The sequence below is a fragment of the Pseudomonas sp. GM49 genome, from assembly GCF_000282355.1.
GTDB lineage: Bacteria > Pseudomonadota > Gammaproteobacteria > Pseudomonadales > Pseudomonadaceae > Aquipseudomonas.
Window position 1 is genome coordinate 13592 of the sequence record NZ_AKJL01000202.1, and the last position, 21558, is coordinate 35149.

23 protein-coding genes and 2 pseudogenes are annotated in these 21558 nt (G+C 57.2%); 8 read left to right on the forward strand and 17 right to left on the reverse strand.

The window, feature by feature from the left end; translation table 11 throughout:
• The first annotated feature begins 166 nt into the window (after positions 1 to 166).
• Complete coding sequence (locus PMI29_RS11175) at positions 167 to 628, forward strand: HvfA family oxazolone/thioamide-modified RiPP metallophore (protein ID WP_007999849.1); 462 nt, start codon at positions 167 to 169, stop codon at positions 626 to 628.
• Between the two features lie 181 nt (positions 629 to 809).
• A pseudogene (locus tag PMI29_RS0130270) lies at positions 810 to 1049 on the forward strand (NYN domain-containing protein); the annotation flags it as partial.
• A gap of 53 nt (positions 1050 to 1102) precedes the next feature.
• On the opposite strand, the gene PMI29_RS11170 reads toward PMI29_RS0130270, so the two are convergent.
• The 3 genes from PMI29_RS11170 to PMI29_RS0130275 all read right to left on the reverse strand — a co-directional run bounded on the left by PMI29_RS11170 (position 1103) and on the right by PMI29_RS0130275 (position 2976).
• Positions 1103 to 1681, reverse strand: coding sequence for a hypothetical protein (locus PMI29_RS11170; RefSeq protein WP_007999851.1), 579 nt, complete (start codon positions 1679 to 1681; stop codon positions 1103 to 1105).
• Positions 1682 to 1694: 13 nt separating this feature from the next.
• A complete protein-coding gene (locus PMI29_RS32035; RefSeq protein ID WP_157221369.1) occupies positions 1695 to 1835 on the reverse strand; it encodes a hypothetical protein in 141 nt (46 codons plus the stop codon).
• A 775-nt stretch (positions 1836 to 2610) separates the two neighbouring features.
• Entirely contained in the window at positions 2611 to 2976 is a 366-nt protein-coding gene (locus tag PMI29_RS0130275; protein ID WP_274517877.1) for a GNAT family N-acetyltransferase, read from the reverse strand.
• A gap of 145 nt (positions 2977 to 3121) precedes the next feature.
• Here PMI29_RS0130275 and PMI29_RS11165 point away from each other — a divergent pair, with 145 nt between their 5' ends.
• Both PMI29_RS11165 and PMI29_RS11160 read left to right on the forward strand, forming a co-directional pair.
• A complete protein-coding gene (locus PMI29_RS11165) occupies positions 3122 to 4504 on the forward strand; it encodes a purine-cytosine permease family protein (RefSeq protein WP_007999854.1) in 1383 nt (460 codons plus the stop codon).
• 372 nt (positions 4505 to 4876) lie between these two features.
• Positions 4877 to 5395, forward strand: coding sequence for a hypothetical protein (locus tag PMI29_RS11160; protein WP_007999856.1), 519 nt, complete (start codon positions 4877 to 4879; stop codon positions 5393 to 5395).
• Positions 5396 to 5428: 33 nt separating this feature from the next.
• On the opposite strand, the pseudogene PMI29_RS32670 reads toward PMI29_RS11160, so the two are convergent.
• Positions 5429 to 5868, reverse strand: a pseudogene (locus PMI29_RS32670) (integrase); the annotation flags it as partial.
• A gap of 137 nt (positions 5869 to 6005) precedes the next feature.
• Positions 6006 to 6356: a BON domain-containing protein gene (locus tag PMI29_RS11155; protein ID WP_007999860.1), complete on the reverse strand. Its 351-nt coding sequence runs from the start codon at positions 6354 to 6356 to the stop codon at positions 6006 to 6008.
• Positions 6357 to 6675: 319 nt separating this feature from the next.
• Here PMI29_RS11155 and PMI29_RS11150 point away from each other — a divergent pair, with 319 nt between their 5' ends.
• Together PMI29_RS11150 and PMI29_RS31260 are read left to right on the forward strand one after the other, a co-directional pair.
• Positions 6676 to 7245, forward strand: a complete 570-nt coding sequence (locus PMI29_RS11150; RefSeq protein WP_007999862.1) for a DJ-1/PfpI family protein — start codon at positions 6676 to 6678, stop codon at positions 7243 to 7245.
• A gap of 171 nt (positions 7246 to 7416) precedes the next feature.
• Entirely contained in the window at positions 7417 to 7794 is a 378-nt protein-coding gene (locus PMI29_RS31260; RefSeq protein WP_081501680.1) for a c-type cytochrome, read from the forward strand.
• Positions 7795 to 8063: 269 nt separating this feature from the next.
• Here the strand turns inward: PMI29_RS31260 and PMI29_RS11145 are convergent, their stop codons facing one another.
• From PMI29_RS11145 to PMI29_RS11090, 12 genes are all read right to left on the reverse strand, one after another.
• Positions 8064 to 8630, reverse strand: a complete 567-nt coding sequence (locus PMI29_RS11145; protein ID WP_007999865.1) for a hypothetical protein — start codon at positions 8628 to 8630, stop codon at positions 8064 to 8066.
• 455 nt (positions 8631 to 9085) lie between these two features.
• The gene (gene phnE / locus PMI29_RS11140; RefSeq protein ID WP_007999868.1) at positions 9086 to 9853 is read right to left on the reverse strand and encodes a phosphonate ABC transporter, permease protein PhnE; all 768 of its coding nucleotides are present in this window, start codon (positions 9851 to 9853) and stop codon (positions 9086 to 9088) included.
• Positions 9850 to 10677 carry a PhnE/PtxC family ABC transporter permease gene (locus PMI29_RS11135; RefSeq protein ID WP_007999870.1) on the reverse strand — a complete coding sequence of 276 codons (828 nt, stop codon included), beginning with the start codon at positions 10675 to 10677 and terminating at the stop codon, positions 9850 to 9852. Before PMI29_RS11135 ends, phnE begins: the two co-directional genes overlap by 4 nt.
• Positions 10671 to 11468 (reverse strand): phosphonate ABC transporter ATP-binding protein, encoded by a 798-nt coding sequence (locus PMI29_RS11130; RefSeq protein ID WP_007999871.1) that lies wholly within the window; start codon positions 11466 to 11468, stop codon positions 10671 to 10673. The genes PMI29_RS11135 and PMI29_RS11130 overlap by 7 nt, the downstream gene beginning before the upstream one ends.
• Complete coding sequence (locus PMI29_RS11125) at positions 11465 to 12316, reverse strand: putative selenate ABC transporter substrate-binding protein (protein WP_007999875.1); 852 nt, start codon at positions 12314 to 12316, stop codon at positions 11465 to 11467. The genes PMI29_RS11130 and PMI29_RS11125 overlap by 4 nt, the downstream gene beginning before the upstream one ends.
• 259 nt (positions 12317 to 12575) lie before the next feature.
• On the reverse strand, positions 12576 to 13754 hold the full coding sequence (locus PMI29_RS11120) for a trans-sulfuration enzyme family protein (protein WP_007999877.1): 1179 nt from the start codon (positions 13752 to 13754) through the stop codon (positions 12576 to 12578).
• Positions 13751 to 15127 carry a pyridoxal-phosphate dependent enzyme gene (locus tag PMI29_RS11115; RefSeq protein ID WP_007999880.1) on the reverse strand — a complete coding sequence of 459 codons (1377 nt, stop codon included), beginning with the start codon at positions 15125 to 15127 and terminating at the stop codon, positions 13751 to 13753. The genes PMI29_RS11120 and PMI29_RS11115 overlap by 4 nt, the downstream gene beginning before the upstream one ends.
• Positions 15128 to 15313: 186 nt before the next feature.
• Positions 15314 to 15496, reverse strand: coding sequence for a hypothetical protein (locus PMI29_RS11110; RefSeq protein ID WP_007999883.1), 183 nt, complete (start codon positions 15494 to 15496; stop codon positions 15314 to 15316).
• 28 nt (positions 15497 to 15524) lie between these two features.
• The gene (locus PMI29_RS11105; protein WP_007999884.1) at positions 15525 to 16574 is read right to left on the reverse strand and encodes a tRNA-dihydrouridine synthase; all 1050 of its coding nucleotides are present in this window, start codon (positions 16572 to 16574) and stop codon (positions 15525 to 15527) included.
• Positions 16575 to 16599: 25 nt separating this feature from the next.
• Positions 16600 to 17532, reverse strand: coding sequence for a DUF6282 family protein (locus tag PMI29_RS11100; protein ID WP_007999887.1), 933 nt, complete (start codon positions 17530 to 17532; stop codon positions 16600 to 16602).
• Between the two features lie 46 nt (positions 17533 to 17578).
• Positions 17579 to 18349 (reverse strand): HpcH/HpaI aldolase family protein, encoded by a 771-nt coding sequence (locus PMI29_RS11095; RefSeq protein ID WP_007999888.1) that lies wholly within the window; start codon positions 18347 to 18349, stop codon positions 17579 to 17581.
• Positions 18346 to 18747, reverse strand: a complete 402-nt coding sequence (locus PMI29_RS11090) for a cupin domain-containing protein (RefSeq protein ID WP_007999890.1) — start codon at positions 18745 to 18747, stop codon at positions 18346 to 18348. Before PMI29_RS11090 ends, PMI29_RS11095 begins: the two co-directional genes overlap by 4 nt.
• A 261-nt stretch (positions 18748 to 19008) precedes the next feature.
• Between PMI29_RS11090 and PMI29_RS11085 the strand changes: the two genes are divergently transcribed.
• Both PMI29_RS11085 and PMI29_RS11080 read left to right on the forward strand, forming a co-directional pair.
• Positions 19009 to 20439, forward strand: a complete 1431-nt coding sequence (locus PMI29_RS11085; RefSeq protein ID WP_007999893.1) for an NAD-dependent succinate-semialdehyde dehydrogenase — start codon at positions 19009 to 19011, stop codon at positions 20437 to 20439.
• 168 nt (positions 20440 to 20607) lie between these two features.
• Complete coding sequence (locus PMI29_RS11080; RefSeq protein ID WP_007999894.1) at positions 20608 to 21429, forward strand: IclR family transcriptional regulator; 822 nt, start codon at positions 20608 to 20610, stop codon at positions 21427 to 21429.
• The last annotated feature ends 129 nt before the right edge of the window (positions 21430 to 21558 follow it).

Below are 21558 nucleotides of genomic sequence, written 5' to 3' on the forward strand. Positions count from 1 at the left end.
CTACAACCATACAAAACCCACTCTTCACGGATACAGCCGGGATACACCACTGGGGCCAAATTGACCTGCCAAAGCGAGATGCATCCCGCACCTCGCAACCAGGTTCATTAACCCTTGTGGTACGACCAATAGTGGTCCAGCCACGCCATTGATCCGGAGTATCAACATGTCTCGTATCCAGTCGAACAAAACCCGTATTGGCCTGATCGCTGTTGCACTGATCGGCGGTATCAACTTCGCGTCCTCGGCGTTTTCCGCCGAAGCCTTGCCGCAGGGCTATCAACTGGCCTCCGCGGAAAAGACCAGCGAAGGCAAGTGTGGCGAAGGCAAGTGCGGCGCCAGCGAAGCCAGCGCGCAAAAGACCCAGGCCGAGGGCAAGTGCGGTGAAGGCAAGTGCGGCGATGCTTCTTTCGCGCGCACCGACGCCGACCATGACGGCCGCGTGTCGCTCAAGGAACTGCTGGCCGTGGCGCCCAAGGGCACAGAGGAATTCAAGGCGATGGACACCAACGGCGACGGTTTCCTGTCCGAGGGGGAGGTGTACAAGTTCCGCACTAACCAGTACACCTCCAACGGCAAGAAAGTACCGACCGAGCTGTTCACCAAGTTGAGCCAGGCTAAAAACTGATTAGCCGCAAACAAGAAACCCTTCCTGTGTTGACGCGCAGGAAGGGTTTTTTGCGTGGGCAGTAGTGGTTTGGTCGTCAGGTGCGGAATTGCACTCTAGTTGACCACCGATTGCATCGGATTTGACCGGCAGGCTTTGTAACCCATGACCGGCAGAGAGCGGCCAGAAGCAGCATTCCCAAATTCATGCAAGAAACAGAAGACTTGCCGCTGCAGCATTTGCCGAAGATTTACTCGAAGAAATCGCCAAGTACGGCGTTGCCAATGTCAAACGGATCTATGACGATGGGATTGATCTTCAGTTGGGTGGATGGAAGAAGGGGCTGCTCGACCATTCGATTCAGCCCATCCAACAGTTCGCGTACGCCAAAGGTAAGAACACAATAGACAGCGCCTTGACCTTCGACGCAATAGACCTGCTGCTCCAGAATTTGGGCAGTAGCATATTCAGAAAAAAGCTATTTTAGCGATGAGTTCAACATTGATGCATCACAAAAGCCCCGAAGACAATATGTTTAACCGCCCGATAAATTTTTAACACTTTATCGTTAGAAAGTACTTTCTCACCAGACTGAAAATCCACTCGCAATCCAATTTTCCCTTCATAAGTTCCATGAATAGAGCAGGTAAACTGAAAAATACAGTCATAGTAAAAATATTCATCATCACGCAAGTCTTTAAAAATCCACTCTTTCTCGCGGGCGACCTCATCAGAATGATAGACCACGAAAGCATTCGTCGCCTCCACCACCTCCAAACGCCCCCCACTCTTGATGAATTCGTAAGCTGACCTACCTGGGTCATTCATGCCAACATCATTACGATCAACGTACACCCTAACCTTTCTAATATTACTACCAACGATATCTACACCGTCGATCAAAACCGCCTGATACCCCTCCTTAGAACTAACTCCTCTCGAAATCAAATCTGAGTTCAAACAGTACTTCACACCGTCCACCAAAAAATAATTCACCTGCTGGCTTTCAGTGACAACACTACTCCATATCCACACAGCAGCTAACACTACCGCAACCAGAACATAAAACCTCATGGCTATCGTCCCCTCATACTTCCAGAAACATGGCGATCAAGGGGGTTGGCACACGATCAATCACCCTGTTGCTATCAATTTTTACTTCAGCTGAAACTGACACCAATTGTGCTAGCTGAGTGCCCTGTTCCTTCACCTTAACTTTATCTTTCAATAATCGAATCCTGATGTTATATAAAATACCACGCCTTTCATCTTCGATCGTATCATTGGACACGCGGGCAGGTCGGCGACCGTACCTTCATCCTTATCTACAATCGCGCCCAAATGTACGCCACTCGACTCTGCCCCTGACGAAGGGACACTAATGCGAGCGTAGACTAGGCGCGTCGGGTGAATTAAAAACTCTTAGATCAAAATGCTATCACGGCATTTTTTGTTTAGAAGCCGAAGAGGACTACTCACCCGATTGCATTCCTGAGTCCTAGCGCCTTTAATCCTTGCTAGTCCCTGCTCGATATAACCCGTACTCCCATCGATTGTGTGCAACTCCGAGAACGCTGTCGCAGGACATCCTTAGATTCCTTCAACTGACACACATTGAACATCGCAGCCTCCGTGGCCACGGCGACCAGATCGCCGTCGACGTCATACAGGCCGATCTCACGAATCCACTCACCCGACCTCGGGCGGGATGATTTACTCGGTGATCACGGTGTTGGGGTTGGCCAGGACTGGGGTTGTGCGGCCAGGGTCGTCATCTCTTACGTGATGCTTCCAGGTAGCGTGACGAATGACGTCTTTCGATTGCTGCCTGTCGCCACCGGCAGCAATGGGTCGTTTTCTGCCCCTCGTGAGAGGCAGAAATCGGCCAAAAGCTGTCTCTCACCAAGGGCAGCCACCAGCCATTTGCGGACATGCCATTGCTTTCCACCACCCTGAGCTAGCCGATTTCTGCCTGTCATCCAAAGTAGCAATCGACGGTGTATTCAACCGGTCGAGCTTCTGCTGCGCGTCATGTGTATGAGGGCCGAACGGCCGTTCCCCAAAGAAGGTCGTTCCTCAATGGCATAGGGCACAAACCCAAGTTTGGGGTAAAGCAGCAGCCCTGCCGTGTTTTCGTTGAAACAGGAAATCTGCACCTCGTTGGCTCCGTAACGCTCGAATGCCAAGCCGGTCATCGTCTCCACGATAAACGTGGCCACTCCTTCGCCCCGAGCGCTCGGCGAGACGATGACATTGCCGATACAGCAAACGCCATTGCGTTTAGCTTGATAGAAATTGGCAAACCCAACGACAGTCCCATTGATCTCCACGACTGTGCATCGGACTTGACCAGCACATTTCGTAACCATGACCGGCAGAGAGCGACCCAGGCTGTGTGAAAACACCTGCAATTTACGCGAGGGTATGGCGCTACTAGCTATGAGGCGTTCGCAGCTGGGTCGAAAAGCTATCGATGCCTATCTGATAATCACGAAAATAAATCAGGAGGCGGTCGTGAAGCTGGAAAAGCGTAGTATCGAGTTTGTCCCTCACAGTGAACGTTACGGAACGCCACGGCGGTTGTTCACCATCTGGTTCAGTTCCAATTTCCAAGTGACCGCTTTGATGGTCGGTACGCTGGGTATCGCCTCGGGGTTGAGCTTCGGCTGGACATTGCTGGGCCTGCTGATTGGCAATCTGGTCGGCACCGTGTTCATGGCCGCGCACTCCGCCCAAGGCCCTCACTTGGGGATTCCACAAATGATCCAGAGCCGGGCACAGTTCGGTGTTTACGGAGCTGCGATCCCCCTGCTGGTAATGGTCACGGCGGCGGTGCTATTTCTTGCCGCCAGCGGCGTCTTGATGCGCGATGCCTTAAAGGCGCTGGTGCCAATGAGCGACGACCAGGCCATTGTGGTGGTCGGCATTCTGACTTTCATCATTGGTTTTATAGGCTACGAGCTGATCCACCGTATGGGGGCGTGGATGAGCCTGTTATCTACCTTGGTGTTTGCAAGCGCCTTGGCCTTAATCCTGCTGCACCCCAGCGACGCGGCATCAACAACCGTCTCAGGTACGGGCTTTACGTTGGCGGCCTTTAACCTGGTCATAGCGCAGGCTGCCTCCTGGACTTTAGGTTACGGCCCCTACGTGGCAGACTACTCGCGTTACCTCCCCGCGAACGTGAGCACCCGTGCCACGTTCTGGACAACCTATTGTGGTTGTGCACTGGGCTCTTTTGCCATGATGGCATTAGGCGCTTTACTGGCAGTAGCGATACCTGCAGCGCTTGAGCGCGACCCTGCAACCGCCATTGCCACGTTGTTTGGCCCGTGGGCACCTTTGGTACTGGGCGTGATCGCGCTTGGCGTCATCCAGTACAACGTACTCTGCTTGTACAGCGCCTATATGTCTTCGGTCACGATATTCGGAGCCTTTGGAGGGCTCAAATACGTCACGGCTCCAGCAAAAGCGTTGGTGATGGCCATGTTGACCGTTGCTGCGACCCTGATCGCCATAGCCACCCAGTACCGTTTTGACACGTTTTTTGCGGACATTCTGATCGGTCAGTTGTATTTGCTGATTCCCTGGAGTGCGATCAACCTGGTTGATTATTACTGGGTGTGTCGCGGCCACTATGAAGTAGGTGACCTGTACGACCCTAAAGGCCGCTACGCCCGCTTCAACGGGCGAACCCTTATGGTCTATGCCGTTTCGATAATCGGCACGATTCCCTTCATGAAGCTCTCGTTCTACACAGGCTTTGTAGCGAACTGGCTAGGCGCCGACATTAGTTGGGCGATGGGGCTGGTGTTGGCCGGGGGGCTGTACTGTACGGTCAACAGCCGACCAGTTGTTAAAAACTCGCGCATGTTTGGTCAAAGATCTCTCGAATAGGCGAAGCGAGATACGTCGTCGACGCTTCGCCTACAGCCATTCGACGATACAGTGAATTGACCCCGGTTTGATAGATGCTTTGGGGGCCTGCTTTTGGCCGCTTTTCTGCCTTCCACGACAGACAGAAATCGGCCAAGAGCAGACATACGAACGTATATCAGGACTCGTGGCTGATCGTTGATAGCAATCAGTGCGTAAAGCGGATTCTTACCGTCGGTCAACTTAACCCCAACCGAAGCAGTGGCGATTTGATATGCCAATAACAATGGCTACGCTATGGGAAAGCAGAGGGTTTTTCGTGAATAAGAAATATATCATTTACGACTACTTTTCATAAAATGAAAATATTTTAACTCTGGATAGAGTATTTATATGAGTATCTTAAAGGAGAATTTGTTTGAGCCAAAAAAATTGTTGCGGTTGACTATTTTTTTGTTCTTGGTGTTTTTGTTTTATTTTGGGTTCTATATTTTTGCTGTTATCGATAGGCCTATTTATACTGAGGGGGAGTTGTTAGCCACGGAAGGTAAATTTATTGCAATCGCAGCTAGTACCCAGAGAGGAACATCATTTGTTATAAAAGAACGTAGCGATGGAAGCTTGAAGAAATTTCACATTACTTCAGGTTATACAGAAGTTAAAAGTGGATTCTCTTCAAGTATTGGGCAAGAAGTTATTGTGCAGCACTATGATCGGCAAGTTATTTCATGCAAGATTGATGGGGTTGAGTTCTGTGTCTCGAACTGCGTCGGTAAATATGAGTGCGAAATGAAGGTATATCGTGCCAGTGTTTCCGCTTTGAAAAAAATGGTTTACACGGTAGCTGTTTTGTTTTTTGTATCTTTAGTGGCTTATCTTATAAAAAGAAAGCGGCAGGCGTTAAAAGAATAACCTGGTTTGCGTCTGCCGCTGAAATTATGCATCTCAGTCGGCAGACGGAGAAACTACCGGAATACCGTGGTCGTAGACGTCCATCATCTTCGGGTCACGGTGACCACTGGCCTCCTGTTTATCCGCCCGAGTGCCGACCGTGTCGGTCATGCCGCGTCGTTTCAGATCGTGAAGGGCAAACCGCTGCTCGGGTGTAATGATCTCATCGGCTGGAGCAAGAGTAATGAAGCGTGCCAGGCCGTATCCAGACTCGACTTGCGAAGCGGGCCGCCATGGCTGGCCACGATGATGTTCCGACGTGACGGCGCAATCGGAACCGGTGTTTTGCGATTGGTCCACACCTTGGCTCGATACGCCTTTGCGTTATCCCAAGCTTTGCGCAGTCGTGGTGTCCAGCGAACAATGTTGTCCCGACAACCCTTTCGGCGGTTGGTCAGAATCCCGATCTCCAACTCGTTCTCGTCGATCAGGGTCGACTGCAGCCATAAGAAGCAGCCAGTCGGAAATGTCCACGAAACCATGGACGATTCACTCTGGGGCTCACAGGCATTCAGCTTCCATCCGCCCTCGATTCCCGACTGGGAGCGCGGTGCCTACAAAGTTGCCATTATCATTTGTCGTCCATCTTTGTTGACGATTGTGGCCGGCGCTCAGTGCTCTCTTCGGCGTTGGGTGCTTCTGGAAAACTCCCTGGCGTGAACACATGGGTCTGCAAGTCGCTGGCATCGACTTCGGTGACACCATGAACCGAACGGGCCAGACCAATGGCCTGTTCACACTGTCTATGAGTGTTGACGCGGCCGCTTAACCCCACTGTGCCCGCATGGGTTTTGACATTGATATGCAGGCTAAGGGTCGGATCGGAAAATGCCAGGGTCGACTTCACCTTGGCGGTAATCCATGCATCGTGAACGGCCATTTCCAGACCATGAGAGTAATGCTGGAAGGAGTGAATTTTCATGGCTGAACCCTCTCTCGCGTAATCAGACGTACTGTCCATCCCATTTGCTGTGCTGCCCTCTGCCTGGCAGGTGAACGCTATGGATACCTGATTCGTTTTGGAGCGCTCGCCACGCAAACATTGGCAGAAATTAATTATAGTACGGCCGTTGCCTGCGGTCAGAGCGCTGTCCCCGTGAACGTCCGCCCTGGTCGTTCTGTGCCAGGCGCAACACCTGCAGAGCACTCCAGACAGTCCTTATTGCGATCAACCCGAAGCAGCCCTTGATGTCTGTTTGTTGTCACCATATGTTATTGGTATTCAAGGAGGATTCTGACTGATGGCACGTGTGGGTTTGATACTGACACCCGGTTTTGCGGACTGGGAATATGCTTTCATTGCTGGAACTGCGTCCCCGTTTTACGGGATCGATGTCAGATTTTTCGCTTCTGCTACGGGGCAGTTCCGCTCGCAGGGCGGATTGGCTGTAACTGTCGATAGCAGTTTGCAGCAATGCCTGGACTGGAAACCGGACGTTGTTGTCGTCATTGGAGGAATGGTCTGGGAACGTGCAGAAGCACCGGATATTCGAGATTTTCTGCATGCCTGTCGCTCAAGTGGGGCGACTATTGCCGGTATCTGTGGGGGAACGCTGGCACTTGCGAGGGCCGGGCTTCTCGACTCGGTTCCTCATACTTCGAACAGCGCTGACTTCTTGCAACAGAATGCCGTAGGTTATGAGGGGCGCACGTTTTATCGAAGCAGTCCAGTAGCGGTGGTTGCGGACCGCATTATAACTGCTCCAGGCCCTGCGCCCGTTAGCTTCACCTGCGCAGTATTCGAAGGTGCCGGGCTATCTTCAGAGATCATTTCTCAGTTCAGGTCAATGTTGGCAGCGGAACATGGGTGACCGCTTCGTCCTGCAAAACAGCCGATCAGGTGAGTGTTCGAGTGGCCGCTCATGGTTGTGGATTCAATGGGCATCAGAAATGACCGTGTGTGCCGACACGATGGCTGATATCTTTCCCGCGCACCAAATCGCGTCCAATCGACGCTGATCCGATCAAGGATGATAAAAACAATGAAAATATTATTCATTGCTTCGCTAGGCGTTTTATCGCTAATTCAAACATCACTATCCTACGCGGATAATGTTAATGGAAAAAGCCTCTATTTACAGCGATGCGCCATGTGCCACGGAATAGATCTCAAGGCAACAGGACCATTGGCTAATAAAAGCAATCCTCCTGCACCTGATCTGACAACATCCGCTTTCAAGAAACGATTAAATGATTATCCGGGCGTAATTGTATCATCGATAATACTTCGCCCAAATGGAGACTTGATTCCAAAAACTTTGCGAGAGAACGGTGTAAAGCTGGCGCCGTACTCATGGAGGATTAAGGATCTGCGCGATTTAAATCAATACATGGGTAGTGTGATTTCAAAAAATCGATGATGTTTGAGATGAGAGGTAGGCACAGAAATCTAAAAGCCATTTCAGGTTTGAGTGCTTGTGGGGCAATGCCGGTGAGCCTGTCGACCTCTCGCGGGCACATCGCTGATGAACAATCTCGGATTGATACAAGCTCGGGCGGCTCTTCGCATCCAGCAGCAGTCGGCTGCGGTTGTAACAGGCAAATAACGGTCAGAAGGAGACGGCCTTGAAGCCATCGACTGTAACAGGTCCATGAGTCTCAAAATCAGAATAACAAACTTCCTGGCTACTCATTTTTTCTCCCCCACAGAAAAAAATCTTGCGAAGTTAGCCAAACACCAATAAATCAGCGCAAACCCATACTCCAATAACATAGAGCCTGCAGTGGAATAGAACACTTGAATAAATTCTGACTCATAGAAACACTTCCTCGTACAATTCGGCTCTGCCGGAAGCGTAACATTCAAGAAAAATAGTCCAATGCAAATCATCGCTAACCCCGGTAATGCTTTCAGATGACGCCTCCACCCGGTAAGCGAACGAACATACATTTCCCGATAGGGCTTCCATCGTGCGACGAGAAAAGCGTAATAAAAACTGAACAACCAAGCCAGTAAAAATATTAACTGTGTAACCTCAGGAAATGACGACTTTCCGGCCCAGACGTTTATCGATGGAATATTGGCTTCGGCGATCCCGGCAAGCTCCGCTACCCATTGAATCCCCATAACGTCTTTACTAGACCCACCAAAAATAATTACAGACGTAAAAAATAATGGAAGCCACACTATCCACCTTCGAAAAAAAGCATCACGAGCAATTACCTGCACAAGATCTGAAGTTGATGGATTACGCATACGCTCTCCTTAACACCGTCTGATCGTCGCTCTCTCATACCTTCGCCAAGAGCTTTTCTAACGGATTTGTCCTGCCTCGGTGGACCCCTGTTCACCTGTGCGAGCATCCTTATGGGAGGGTGTTTCAGCAGACACTGTATTTGAACGCGCGACGAGCATTGTGAGCAGGAGAGTGGCAGAAGAAATCCTGTTCATTTTCCTGCTCCTTAGGAGCGAAATAAGTGTTTCGTCAGCGTAGTTTCATCCCGGAGGTTGTGCCACGTAGTGACCACTGCTGCAGCAGGTGGTTTGAGCACGGCGAGACGTTGAATACCCTGGTTGAGGAAACTTGAATCGCGCCAGCTTTTCAGGCACCACGACGGACTGCCTTTGGCCGTTTATTGCCTTGCGCCACCGGCTACAAATGGTTGCTCAGCTCGAATGCAATCAGGTGAGCAAGTCTATGCAATTCCCCATCACGCCTTGACCCAGCGCTGGCGACTCCAGCTGCTCAATCCATCAACGGCGAACACCAACAGCAACATGGCCAGAATCACCGTGCTGGCCTGGGCTTCCTGGAACAGGCTGAGGCTGACATAGAGCATCTGCCCCAAACCGCCGGCACCGACGAAACCCAGCACGCTGGCCATGCGGATGTTGTTTTCCCAGCGGTACAGGATGTACGCCAACAGCTGCGGAAACAGGTTGGGCAGGGTGCCGTAGCAGAAGGCCCAGACGACATTGCCGCCCTGCAAGCGGATGGCTTCGGCGGGTTGCGGCGGGGTGTTTTCCAGTGCTTCGGCGAACAGACGGCCGAGTACTCCGGTGGTGTGCATGGCCAGAGCCAGGGTACCGGCGTTGGGGCCGAGTCCGGCGGCCAGCACCATCAACGCGGCCCACACCAGTTCGGGAATGGCGCGCAGGCCATTGAGCACAAGACGTGACGCACTCTGCAACAGCCAACCGAAGCGCCCGGCCGCCGGCAGCGCCAACAGCAGGCCAAACACCGCCGCGAGCAGGGTGCCGAGGGCCGACATCGCCATGGTTTCCACGGCGCCACGGCCGATGGCTTGCAGGTGGCCGGCGCTCAGGTCCGGGCTGAGAAAGCGCAGCACGTAGGCGCCCATCTGCTTCAGGTTGCTGCTGCCAGCCAGTTCACCGAGGTCAATGCCCAGGTAGCTGAACGAGGCGACGACCGCCACACCGATGCAAAGGATCAGCAGCAGGTTGATCAGGCGATTCATGCGAACCTCCAGCGCAGCAGGCGGCTGATCTGATCGGCGAACAGCACCAGGACGAAAAAGGTCAGCAACATGCTCGCCACTTCACCGCCGGCGAACATGCGTAGCGACAGGTCGATCTGTTGGCCCAGCCCGCCGGCGCCGACGAAGCCCATCACCACGGACGCGCGAATCGCGCATTCCCAGCGATACACGGTGTACGACAGCAATTCTGCCGCGACATTGGGCAGGATGCCGTAGCAGAAGGCCGTCAACCGACCACTGCCGGCCTGTAGCAGTGCATGGGCCGGTCGCTGGTCGACCGACTCGAAGATCTCCGCATAGACCTTGCCCAGCATGCCGCTGTAGGTGATGGCAATGGCCAGCACCCCGGCCGTCGGGCCAAGGCCGACGGCGCGCACGAACAGCAAGGCCCAGACGATTTCCGGCACGCTGCGCAGGAAGATCAGCAACCCGCGCACCGGCCAACGCAACAGTCGGCCCGGGACGCTCGGGCGACCGCTGCGCGAAGCGGCCGACAGCGACAACGCCCGGCTGGCCAGCAGGCTGGCGGGCACGGCCAACAGCAAGGCCAGGGCCATGCCGGCGGTGGCGATGGCCAGTGTTTGCAAGGTGGCTTGCCACAGCAGCTGAAGGAACTCTTCGCCATGGGCCGGTGGCCAGAAGGCTGAGACAAACCGGCCCATCTCACTCTGGCTGTCTGCCTTGAGCAGGACACCCAGGTCCAGTTCGCTGAAATGGATGCCGGGCCACAGCAGGGCAAGCGCCAACAGACTGAGCAGCAGGCGGGGCAGGGTGGCCGGGTCTCGTGTATCGCGCGTTAGCATCGGGGAATCTGCAGGCTCAAGGGCGCCACCGGAGCGGGCGGGGATTGCAGTTGCTCGTTGGCGTAGAGCCTGTCGAGCAAATCGTGGTCGACGTCGCTGGCGGGAAGATCGAACAGGATCTGACCGTCACGTAAACCGATGATGCGTGAAAAGTGCGCCAGGGCCAGTTCCACCGCATGCAGGCTGGCAACCAGCGTCACGTTGTGTTCCCGGGCGTGGCGGCAGAGGACTGACAGGGTGTGGCCGGCCAGTACAGGGTCCATCGCCGACACCGGCTCATCGGCCAGCAGCACTTCGGGCGCCTGGTACAGCACGCGGGCAATGCCCACGCGCTGCAGTTGGCCGCCGGACAATTGCTGGCACTGGGCGAACAGCTTGTCACCCAGGTCGAGTTTAAGCAGGGCCGCGCGGGCGCCAGGTACGTCCACCGGATGCAGCAGGCTCAGCAGGCTTTTGGCAAAGCCCCACTGGCCCAGTTTTCCGGCCAGCACCGCGGTGACCACCCGTTGCCGCGGTGGCAGTGGTGGCGCCTGGTGAACCAGGCCGATGCGCGCCCGCAGTTGCTGACGCCGATGCGCACCCAGCTGCCAGGCGTGCTCGCCGAGTACCTCGACCGCGCCGTTGTCTGGGCGCAGCGCGGTCGCCAGCACGTTGAGCAAGCTCGACTTGCCGGCGCCGGACGGACCGATGATCGCCACCTGCTCACCGGCGCCGATGTGCAGGTCGATCTCATGCAGCGCACGCACGTCATTGCCGTGCGTGAGGCTGACCCGGTTCAGATGCAGTGTCATTTCAGCAGGTCGGCAGCGCGCGCGGCTTCCTCGATGCCCTTGTAGTTCTCAGGCTTGGTCTCGATGAAGCGGCTGGCGGCTTGCAGGTCCAGAATCGCTTTTTGCTCCGGGTTGGCCGGGTCGAGCGCGAGGAAGGCTACCTTGATTTTATCGGCAAGGGCCGGGTCAAGGGTGCCGCGCACGGTCCAGTTGTAGTCGAAGTAGGCCGGCGTGGTGGCGAAGACCTTGACCTTGTCGGTGTCGACCTTGCCGGCCGCGACCAGTTTTGCCCATACGCTGGCATTGAGTACGCCGGCGTCCACTTTGCCTGCCTGAACCCAGGCAACCGTGGCGTCGTGTGCGCCGGAGTAACCGACGCGGCTGAAATAGCTTTCCGGCTTGATGCCGTCCTTGAGCATGAAATAACGCGGCATCAAGCTGCCGGAAGTGGAAGACACCGAACCGAAAGCAAAGGACTTGCCCTTGAGGTCGGCCAGCGACTTGACGGCCGGGTCGGCGGTGATGAATTTGCTGGTGAACTGGGCGTCCTGCTCACGCTGTACCAATGGAATGGCATTGCCGGTTTTCAGGCGCGCCTGCACGAAGGTGAAACCGCCCAGCCAGGCCATGTCGATACGGTCGGTGGCCAGCGCCTCGACCACCGCCGGGTAGTCGGACACCGGCACGAACTCGACTTTCATGCCCAGTTGCTTCTCCAGGTATTCGCCCAGTGGCTTGAACTTGCGCAGCAGTTCGGTGGGGGCTTCATCAGGAATGGCGCTGACCTTGAGGGTCTCGGCAGCCTGTGCCAGCAGGGTGGAAAAGGACAGGGTCAGGCCAACGGCCAAGGCCAGGGTACGTTTGAGCATGGAAGTTCTCCGGTTCAATAGCGGAAAAATGTCGATGCGCCCCGCACAAGCTGATTGCTGCACGACGCTTCGTGAGGGTAGACGAAAACGCCGCGATTATAGGGGGTCTTGCGTGCTTGACCAGCCTTGTGTAGGAGCGAGCTTGCTCGCGATGGACCCAAGAGCGCTGCGTTTAGTCAGTAAACACGCGGCATCGTTAACGACCATCGCGAGCGAGCTCGCTCCTACAGGTATTGTGGTGTCCCACAATTCAGGTTGCTTACATCCTTGCCAACGCCTGCGCCAGATCAGCACGCAAGTCTTCCACGTCCTCGACGCCAACCGACAACCGCACCAACCCGTCACCGATGCCCAATTGTGCGCGGGTATCGGCTGGAATGGTGGCGTGGGTCATGATCGCCGGGTGTTCGATCAGGCTTTCCACGCCGCCCAGGCTTTCGGCCAGGGCGAAGATCTGCACGCTCTCCAGGAAGCGTTTGGTGCCAGCCAGGTCGCTGTTGAGGTCGAGGGAAATCATCCCGCCGAAACCGCGCATTTGCCGTTGGGCCAGTTCGTGTTGCGGGTGCGATGGCAGGCCGGGGTAGTAGACCCTTGAGACTTGTGGCTGACGCTCCAGCCATTGCGCCAGCTCCAGCGCGTTGCTGCAATGCCGCTCCATGCGCAGCGCCAGGGTCTTCACCCCGCGCAGGGTGAGGAAGGCGTCGAACGGGCCGGCGATGGCGCCGACCGCGTTTTGCAGGAAACCCAGGCGCTCGGCCAGTTCGGCATTCTGCCCGACCACGGCGATGCCGCCGATCACGTCGGAATGGCCGTTGAGGTATTTGGTGGTCGAGTGCAGCACGATGTCGAAACCCAGTTCCAGCGGGCGCTGGATCCACGGGCTGGCGAAGGTGTTGTCGGCCACGCAGATGATGCCGCGTGCGCGGCAGGTGCGGGCGATGGCGGCGAGGTCAGCGAGGTTCAGCAGGGGATTGCTCGGTGTCTCGACCATGACCATCCGAGTGTTGTCTTGCAGGGACGCCTCGAACGCCGCCAGGTCCGTCAGGTCGACGTAGCTGAAACGGTGCCCGGCGCTGCGCTGGCGCACCTTGTCGAACAGGCGGAAGGTGCCGCCGTACAAGTCATTGCCCGAGACGATGTGCGAGCCGGCGTCGAGCAGTTCGAGCACCGTGGAAATGGTCGCCAGACCCGAGGCGAAGGCGAACGCCCGGGTACCGCCTTCGAGGTCTGCCACGCAGCGCTCCAGGGCCCAGCGCGTCGGGTTGTGCGATCGCCCGTAATCCAGGCCTTTGTGCACACCGGGGCTCTGTTGCAGGTAGGTGGAGTTGGCGTAGATCGGCGGCATCAACGCCCCGGTCGAAGGGTCCGGCGTTTGCCCGGCATGGATCACGCGGGTGGCGAAGCCCCGTGGCGGGGCATTTTCATCGTGCTGACTCATGGCAGGGATCTCCGCAGGTGATTGAGCATGTCGGTTCGGGTAATCAGGCCGTGGAAGCCCGAGGCATCCTGAATGATTGCCACCAGTCCACGGGCCAGCTCTGCTTCCAGTTCCGCCAGTGTGGCCGCGGGTGGCAGGGTTTGCAGTTTGTCGGTCATGGCGCTGGCCACGGTTTTACGGAAGTGTGCAGCGTCTTCATGCACCCCCAGCAGGATGTCGGACTCGTCGATCACGCCGACCAGTTGTTTGCCGTTCACCAGCACCGGCAGTTGCGACACGTCCGCCAGGCGCATGCGCTGGAATGCGGTGAGCAGGGTGTCATCGGGGCCGACGCTGATCACCCGGCCGTCCTCGAAGCGCCGCGCGATCAGGTCGCGCAGGTCGCCGTACTGCTTGCGTTGCAGCAAGCCCTGATCGTTCATCCACTGGTCGTTGTAGACCTTCGACAGGTAACGCGTACCGGTGTCGCAGACGAAGCTCACCACCCGCTTCGGCTCGGTCTGTTCGCGGCAGTAACGCAGGGCCGCCGCCAGCAACGTGCCGGTCGAGGAACCGCCGAGAATGCCTTCGGCGCGCAGCAACTGGCGGGCGTGGTCGAAGCTTTCTTCGTCGCTGATCGAATAGGCGTGGCGCACGCTGGACAGGTCGGCGATCGACGGAATGAAGTCCTCGCCGATGCCTTCCACCGCCCAGGAACCGGGGGTGGGGAGGGTGCCACCGCGGCTGTATTCGGCCATCACCGAACCGACCGGGTCGGCCAGGACCATTTCCAGGTCCGGCTGCACGCGTTTGAAGAAACGGGTCAGGCCGGTCAGCGTACCGGCCGAACCGACCCCGACGACGATGGCGTCCACATCATGCTGGGTCTGCGCCCAGATCTCCGGCGCGGTGCTGCATTCGTGGGCCAGCGGGTTGGCGGGGTTGTTGAACTGGTCGGCGAAGAACGCATCGGGAATTTCCGCCGCCAGCCGCGCGGCGACATCCTGGTAGTACTCGGGATGGCCCTTGCCGACATCGGAGCGGGTGATGTGTACCTCGGCGCCCATGGCCTTGAGGTGCAGGACCTTCTCGGTGGACATCTTGTCCGGCACCACCAGCACCACCCGGTAACCCTTGGCGCGGCCGACCAGGGCCAGGCCGAGGCCGGTATTGCCGGCAGTGGCTTCGACGATGGTGCCGCCGGGCCTGAGGCGACCGTCGCGTTCGGCGGTGTCGATCATCGCCAGACCGATGCGGTCCTTGATCGAACCGCCGGGGTTCTGGGATTCGAGTTTGAGAAACAGCGTGCACGGACCGGTATCGAACCGGCTGACGCGCACCAGCGGGGTATTGCCAATCAGTTCGAGTACGGCAGGACGGGAATTGTCGGGCATGTCATCACTCCTTGCGTGAATCCGCACTGGATGGACAGCAATCCGCGCCGGGTCTTCGCGCCGGTCGCGGGCAATGCATCGCTTGGACCATAGGCCGGGATGGTGTCGCTCGCAACCTTGTACAGCCGACTGGTAGCGTTACTGCCAAAACGACAACGCCGGTCGATGAGTGCAGTAGAGCGTTTTTCAGACCAGCATCAGTTGCCACGATTCGACGATTTCGCGGCCGATACGGCGCAGCCTGGACAGGCTCCCCTTGGGGGCAACACGCCGACAGATTCGATCGGTGGTCACTGTGCCCGATAGCCGCCGGGCAGCCTCTGGTTCGATCCAGCGCCAGCGATGCGTGCAAGCGTCAATGTTGCCCATGCTGTCGGTCCTCGTTTCGGTTTACAGATCAGTGGGTATCAGGCGCAAAGTCCTGCCAGTAGTCCTGACGGCTTGGTTGTTCCTGATAGGTCTGTACGTGATCTGCCGCCAGTCCCAGTAATTCACTGGCGGTACGACCGCGTTTGGCCAGGTAGTGGTCGAGTTCGTCGATGGCTCGCCCAAGCACTGGGTAGCCACCCGTGAAGACGGACGAGGTCATTTCTGTTGCACAGGCGCCAGCCAACAGGAAGCGTGCAACATCCAGCCCGTTGCGTGCACCGTTGGTGGCGATCAGGGGAAAGTCCGGGCCGAGTTTCTTGCGGGTGAGCATCAACCAGCGGGCGGTCAGTGGCAGGGCCCAACTGCCTCCAATGGCCGCCGACGTGCCGAGCAATGGCCGCTCTGTTTCCAGATCGGGTAGAAAACCCATGAAGCGGCCCATCATTACCACGCTGTCGGCACCGCCTCGCCGAGCGGCTTCGGCCAGGCCGACAACGTTTTCACTTTGTCCGGTCAGCTTGATCCATAGCGGCAGATTCGTTGCCTGGCGAATCCGCCGAACAATCTGCTCGATCCGGTCGGTTCCGCGCTCCAAAACAATGGCACCCTTGGCGGCCTCTTCACCGTGGGGGGCACCGATGTTGAGTTCCAGCACGCGCAACCCTGCTTGCTCAATTTGTTGCGCGAAGCGAGCGCACTGTTCGAGGTCGCTGAGGATCAGGCTTGGAATGACAAAGGCATCCTGGCTTTTGGCCTGGCGATCCAGGACCGCCAGCTCATCGATCCAGCCCTCGAAGTCACGTTGTACCAACCCGGAACGACCGAACAGACTGGCTTCGGCCGGGGGATTGAAGTCCCATGGCAATCGGTTCCACTGGGCATCGAGCAGGGCATAGTCGGTTTTGTCCAATTGCTGCTTGGCGGCCAGCGATTCGTTGGTGGATTTGGCAACCACCGCACCAGCGCCGGTATCAAGGGCCTTTTTGATGGCAGCGCTGGTCATGGTTTGTTCGCCGGCTCCGCATATAACCGGATTCTTCAGGGTCAATGACCCGATAGGTGTCGTCAGACGGCTCATGCAATTGCCTCGATTATTGAGCGGATCAGATGTTCATCAGGCGCGCGGCGTTGAGTGAGGTCATCTTGCGCACATCGTCTTCGCTGTAACCCAGGTCGAGTACGGTGCCGATCACGTTGCGGAAGCCGTCGACAATGGTCGGGTTACCCTGTTGGCCCAGGTCCGAACCGAGAATGGTCAGGTCCACGGTGCCTGCCTCGATGACCTGCGCGAGGAATTCACCGTCGTAGAATTTGAACTTCGAACCTGGCACCCACATGCACATCGAATGTTCCATGTACACGCCTTCACGGGCGAGCTGGCGCATGTCATCGAGGGTGGCATCGACCACATAAGTCGGATGATTGACCAGCAGGCGCTTGACCCCGCGCTTGCGCGCTTCTTCAAACAGCGGCCAGATTTCCTTGATGTTCAAATGTCCGGCTGAAAGCACGACATCTTCGGCAGCGATCAGGTCCAGGATGCCTTTGACTTCTTCACGCAGCTTTCCATCGTCGTCCAGCACTGTGAGCGGAATCGGTTGCAGCATGCGCTGGGTGGTCTGCGGGAACTTGTCGACGAACGCCACATCCTGATGATGGTGGGCAATGTGGTTGGCCGAAGAGAAGGTCGGCATCCATACCAGCTTCGCGCCCAATTTCAGGCCGTGCTCGACCGCGTGGATGTTCAGTCCTCCCACGGAGTTGTTGAGCGGCACACCCGAAAGCATCTGCACGTTGAGTTCGGAAAAGTGCTTGTTCAACAGTGTCGTGACCGGCGTGCAGGAATAGTAGTGATCCTTGAGCAGGACGGCCTTCAGGCCGGCTGCGGACGCTTCCTGCATGGCTTCAACATGGTCGCAGTAGCGTGGCATGACCGAAGGGCCACTGTGGCAGTGCAGGTCGATCGCACCGCGCACCAGGCTGTCAATTTGGGCTTCACGATCCGTTGGCGAAATGGTTTGGGCTGTGGCGTTCATCAGGGGCACCTTGTTTGGGTGGTTGTTCTTGTTGAGTGTGTTTGCGTCAGCGCGATGAGGCGCTGCGAAAATGCTGCACTTGCTCGGTCCAGCCCTTGCGCAGGACGGCTTGATCGGAACCGACGATAAAAAAGGTCGCGCCGTGGCCTGCGTAATGTTCGACATCGCCGATGTCCGCGACGAAAAGACCGGCGGCCTTGCCGGCTCGGCGAGCGGCCTGCAGGGTCTGGATCACGGCGTGTTCTACCGCCTCGTGATTGAGGTCGAAGTGGCGCAGCGAGACCGCCAGGTCGGCGCGGCCGACGAACAGGCAATCAACACCGTCAATGTTGGCGATGTCATCCAGCTGCGAGAGGGCGGTAGCATCTTCGATCTGGCAAATCACCGCCGCACGGCCATCGTGGAAGTCAATGTGCCGGGCCAGCGGCATGAGGCCATAACCGCCGGCACGCGGTGAGTTGGAGAAACCGCGATGACCCTCCCGGTAGCGGGTTGCGGCAACGATTTCATGGGCTTGCGCCGCGCTGGTCACGTGGGGCAATACCAGTCCGCCTGCACCGAGGTCCAGCGCCTGAAGCAAAGTAGCCGGGCGGTTGTCCGGCACACGGACCAGCCCGCAAATATTAGCGGCCTGACAGGCCAACAGGCCGATGTCCAGGCTGGTGCTGGAGAAGCCGGCATGCTCGGCATCCAGTACCACGGCATCGAGCCCGGCAATTCCAGCGATTTCAATCGAGGCGTGGGCTGGCGTCTTGATGAAAGTGCTCAGCAAGCGTTCGCCCGCCAACAGCCGTTGCCGCAGGGTTGGACTGCTCATGACCCGTTCTTCGCGGTGTTAATAGTGCCGAACTCGTTGGCCTGATACTCCACCAGATGCTGGTAGTCGCCGCGCAACGGTGAGAACACATCCAGGTTCATCACCACTTCATCCCCCAGAGGTTCGGCGTAATGCACCACATGCGGCGGGATGCGCAACATGCTTCCCGGACCACCTTCCACCACCTCATCGCCCAAATGAAAGCGCACGCGCCCCTGCACAATGATCACCAGTTGTTCAAAGGTATGGCTGTGGGGAAAAACGTCCATCCCCGGGGTCAGCCAGTTCATCACGCAGATCGTGTCGTCACCCCGGAAGCCGACGCGCTCGACGCCCTTGCGGACGGTTTCGCGAGGCAGGTCATTCCAGTTGTGCAGCAGCGCCTGGGCCAGGTTCATCGTGAGAATCCTCGGTTGCGAGACCAGGAAAGGTCTGTCTTGATTGTATTTTTGGTTTCGTTGAAGAGAATAATGTTTCTCCTGTAGATAAAAGCTACTCCCGCTGACCTGGAATCGTCAACACCTGTGGACATAACTTTTTCAAGCAGGGAATGACTTGACAGAGGTGAAAAACCGGTCATAGCATTGTGTCTGGCAGAAAAATATTGTTTCGTACAGAAGAACAAAATTGATGCATCTCCAACACCGCGAGGATCCACAATGCGTGTTATCGAATCCATCTTGATTGACGGTCACTGGTCCCGAGGCAGTCATGAGCAACGGGGCGCCGTATTCAATCCCGCCAATGGCGAACACATCGCCGACCTGGGCTTTGCCAGTCGCGCTGACCTTGATCTGGCCTTGGTTGCCGCCGCCAAGGGATTCGAGGTCTGGCGCAAGACCTCGGCCTACGACCGTTCGAAAATTCTTCGTCGCGCGGCTGATCTGGTGCGTGAGCGCTCCGACGCGATTGCCGAACTGATCACCCTGGAGCAAGGCAAGCCACTGGCCGAAGCACGCATGGAGGCCTTTGGCTCCGGTGACCATATCGATTGGTATGCCGAAGAAGGCCGACGGGCTTATGGTCGAGTGATTCCGCCTCGCATGCGTGGGGCGCGACAGATAGTGTTGCGCGAGCCTGTCGGCCCGGTGGCGGCATTCAGCCCATGGAACTTCCCGGTCAGCCAACTGGTTCGCAAGATTGCCGGGGCCTTGGCTGCCGGATGCTCGATCATCGCCAAAGGGCCGGAAGAAACACCGTCTTCGTGCATCGAGTTGTGCCGCGCCTTCCAGGATGCAGGTGTGCCGCCCGGCGTTCTCAATCTGGTATTTGGTGTGCCGGCGGAGATCTCCGATTACCTGATCCGCTCGGAGGTCATCCGCAAGATTTCCTTCACCGGTTCGGTACCGGTCGGCAGGGCACTGGGTGCATTGGCAGGGCAACACCTCAAGCGCTGCACGCTGGAGCTGGGCGGTCATGCGCCATTCATTGTCTGCGACGACGTTGATGTCGAGTCAGTGGCAGCACTGGGTGCGGGGTTGAAATTCCGCAATGCCGGGCAGATTTGCGCATCGCCTACGCGTTTTTTTGTCCAGCGCGGGATCTACCAGCGGTTCGTCGACGCGTTCAGCAAGGCCAGTGCCGCGTTGAAAGTCGGAGCCGGCGACGTAACCGATACCCAGATGGGTCCACTGGCCAATCCGCGGCGGGTGGCGGCGATGCAGGCCTATGTCGATGACGCATTGGCTGTGGGGGCAACCCTGGCGGTCGGAGGGCAGAGCGCCGCGCAACCGGGCTTCTTTTTTCCTCCCACCGTACTGGCAGACGTACCCGACAACGCTCGCGTGATGCACGAAGAACCCTTTGGTCCGATCGCGTCGATCATCGCCTTCGATGACCTGGAGGAAGTGATTGCCAAAGCCAATGCCTTGCCGTTCGGTCTGGCGGCGTTTGCTTTCACGCGCTCGATTTCACGCGCTACGTTGCTGGCCGATGAGCTGCAAAGCGGCATGGTGTCGATCAATCACTTCGGCATCGCTGCGCCCGAAACCCCGTTCGGCGGGATCAAGGACAGCGGTTACGGCAGCGAGGGAGGCAGTGAGGGGTTGGAGGCTTACCTGACCACCAAGTTCGTCAGCCAGGTCGGCTGATCCACTACTAACGCTTGACGCCTGCACCCGGGCCACCGCTTTCCGAGGAAAGAAAGGTCGCCCGGGTGAAGGCGTCCGGTTTTTTTGGTGTTTCTTTAAGCGATACGATGGGTAAGAATAGCGAAACACAGCAAGTCGCTATCAAGGTTCAGAAAAAAGAGGTGAGCAGTGAAAGCAGAAGACAAAGACCCCAAAGAGGTGACTGCCACCGGACCGGTTCTACTGGAGTCGGTCGAAATGGTTTTCCGGCTGCTCGATGAGCTGACCGCTGCCCGGCGTCCGCTAGGGGTTACGGAGCTGGCGCAGTTGATGCAAACCGCCAAGCCGCGCACTTATCGTCATCTGGCCTCGATGCGACAGTTGGGCATTCTCGAACAGGACCCCAGCACTGAAAAATATCTGTTGGGTTCACGCCTGGTCGCCTATGGCGAAGCGGCCAGCGAGCAATTTGACCTGCGCGCACTGGCCGATCCTTACCTGACGCGGATTCGTGACAACACTGGCCAAAGTGCGCTGCTCGCGGTGGCTCAGCATGAATCGGCACTGGTGGTTTCCTGCGTCGAATCCAAGGCCAATGTCTGTATTTCTGTCAAGCCGGGAAATCGGGTGTTGCCTTACTGCTCGGCGCAAGGCCGCACGGTATTGGCGTTCGCCGATGCCGCGACCCAGCAACGGGTGATGCGACGCAAGATGCCACGCCTGACTGACAAGACCCTGTGCGACCCCGAAGCGCTGGCGCAGCGTCTGGCGCTGATTCGCGAGCGTCTTTATGACGACGCCGATGGCGAAATCACGATGGGTATCAATGCGCTGTGCTGCCCCCTCTTTCGGGAAAACGACGTGATTGTCGGCACCATCGGCATTGTCGGTCCCAGCTCGGCCATTCCAGTGCCACCGCCGGCCAACATGCTGAAGGAACTGCAAGCGGCTGCCGCCGAAATCAGTGAGCGGTTGCATGCCGCGACCTACAACAAGAAGCCGGCACGCTGAAGTCCTTCGCATAAAAAAAACGCCCCCCCTGTAGGAGCGAGCTTGCTCGCGATGGAGGTTAACGATAACGCGGGTTTTCTGGTTAAACCCGGCGCTCTCCAGTCCATCGCGAGCAAGCTCGCTCCTACA

What these genes read in the sequence shown, in the direction of transcription:
- PMI29_RS0130275 (WP_274517877.1), bottom strand. Translation starts at nt 2,976, where the DNA reads ATGGTTACGAAATGTGCTGGTCAAGTCCGATGCACAGTCGTGGAGATC.
- PMI29_RS31260 (WP_081501680.1), top strand. Translation starts at nt 7,417, where the DNA reads ATGAAAATATTATTCATTGCTTCGCTAGGCGTTTTATCGCTAATTCAA.
- PMI29_RS11100 (WP_007999887.1), bottom strand. Translation starts at nt 17,532, where the DNA reads ATGAACGCCACAGCCCAAACCATTTCGCCAACGGATCGTGAAGCCCAA.
- PMI29_RS11110 (WP_007999883.1), bottom strand. Translation starts at nt 15,496, where the DNA reads ATGGGCAACATTGACGCTTGCACGCATCGCTGGCGCTGGATCGAACCA.
- PMI29_RS11155 (WP_007999860.1), bottom strand. Translation starts at nt 6,356, where the DNA reads ATGAAAATTCACTCCTTCCAGCATTACTCTCATGGTCTGGAAATGGCC.
- PMI29_RS11115 (WP_007999880.1), bottom strand. Translation starts at nt 15,127, where the DNA reads ATGCCCGACAATTCCCGTCCTGCCGTACTCGAACTGATTGGCAATACC.
- PMI29_RS11145 (WP_007999865.1), bottom strand. Translation starts at nt 8,630, where the DNA reads ATGCGTAATCCATCAACTTCAGATCTTGTGCAGGTAATTGCTCGTGAT.
- PMI29_RS11170 (WP_007999851.1), bottom strand. Translation starts at nt 1,681, where the DNA reads ATGAGGTTTTATGTTCTGGTTGCGGTAGTGTTAGCTGCTGTGTGGATA.
- PMI29_RS11120 (WP_007999877.1), bottom strand. Translation starts at nt 13,754, where the DNA reads ATGAGTCAGCACGATGAAAATGCCCCGCCACGGGGCTTCGCCACCCGC.
- PMI29_RS11175 (WP_007999849.1), top strand. Translation starts at nt 167, where the DNA reads ATGTCTCGTATCCAGTCGAACAAAACCCGTATTGGCCTGATCGCTGTT.
- PMI29_RS11095 (WP_007999888.1), bottom strand. Translation starts at nt 18,349, where the DNA reads ATGAGCAGTCCAACCCTGCGGCAACGGCTGTTGGCGGGCGAACGCTTG.
- PMI29_RS11130 (WP_007999871.1), bottom strand. Translation starts at nt 11,468, where the DNA reads ATGACACTGCATCTGAACCGGGTCAGCCTCACGCACGGCAATGACGTG.
- PMI29_RS11160 (WP_007999856.1), top strand. Translation starts at nt 4,877, where the DNA reads ATGAGTATCTTAAAGGAGAATTTGTTTGAGCCAAAAAAATTGTTGCGG.
- PMI29_RS11125 (WP_007999875.1), bottom strand. Translation starts at nt 12,316, where the DNA reads ATGCTCAAACGTACCCTGGCCTTGGCCGTTGGCCTGACCCTGTCCTTT.
- PMI29_RS11105 (WP_007999884.1), bottom strand. Translation starts at nt 16,574, where the DNA reads ATGAGCCGTCTGACGACACCTATCGGGTCATTGACCCTGAAGAATCCG.
- PMI29_RS11090 (WP_007999890.1), bottom strand. Translation starts at nt 18,747, where the DNA reads ATGAACCTGGCCCAGGCGCTGCTGCACAACTGGAATGACCTGCCTCGC.
- PMI29_RS11150 (WP_007999862.1), top strand. Translation starts at nt 6,676, where the DNA reads ATGGCACGTGTGGGTTTGATACTGACACCCGGTTTTGCGGACTGGGAA.
- phnE (WP_007999868.1), bottom strand. Translation starts at nt 9,853, where the DNA reads ATGAATCGCCTGATCAACCTGCTGCTGATCCTTTGCATCGGTGTGGCG.
- PMI29_RS11085 (WP_007999893.1), top strand. Translation starts at nt 19,009, where the DNA reads ATGCGTGTTATCGAATCCATCTTGATTGACGGTCACTGGTCCCGAGGC.
- PMI29_RS11135 (WP_007999870.1), bottom strand. Translation starts at nt 10,677, where the DNA reads ATGCTAACGCGCGATACACGAGACCCGGCCACCCTGCCCCGCCTGCTG.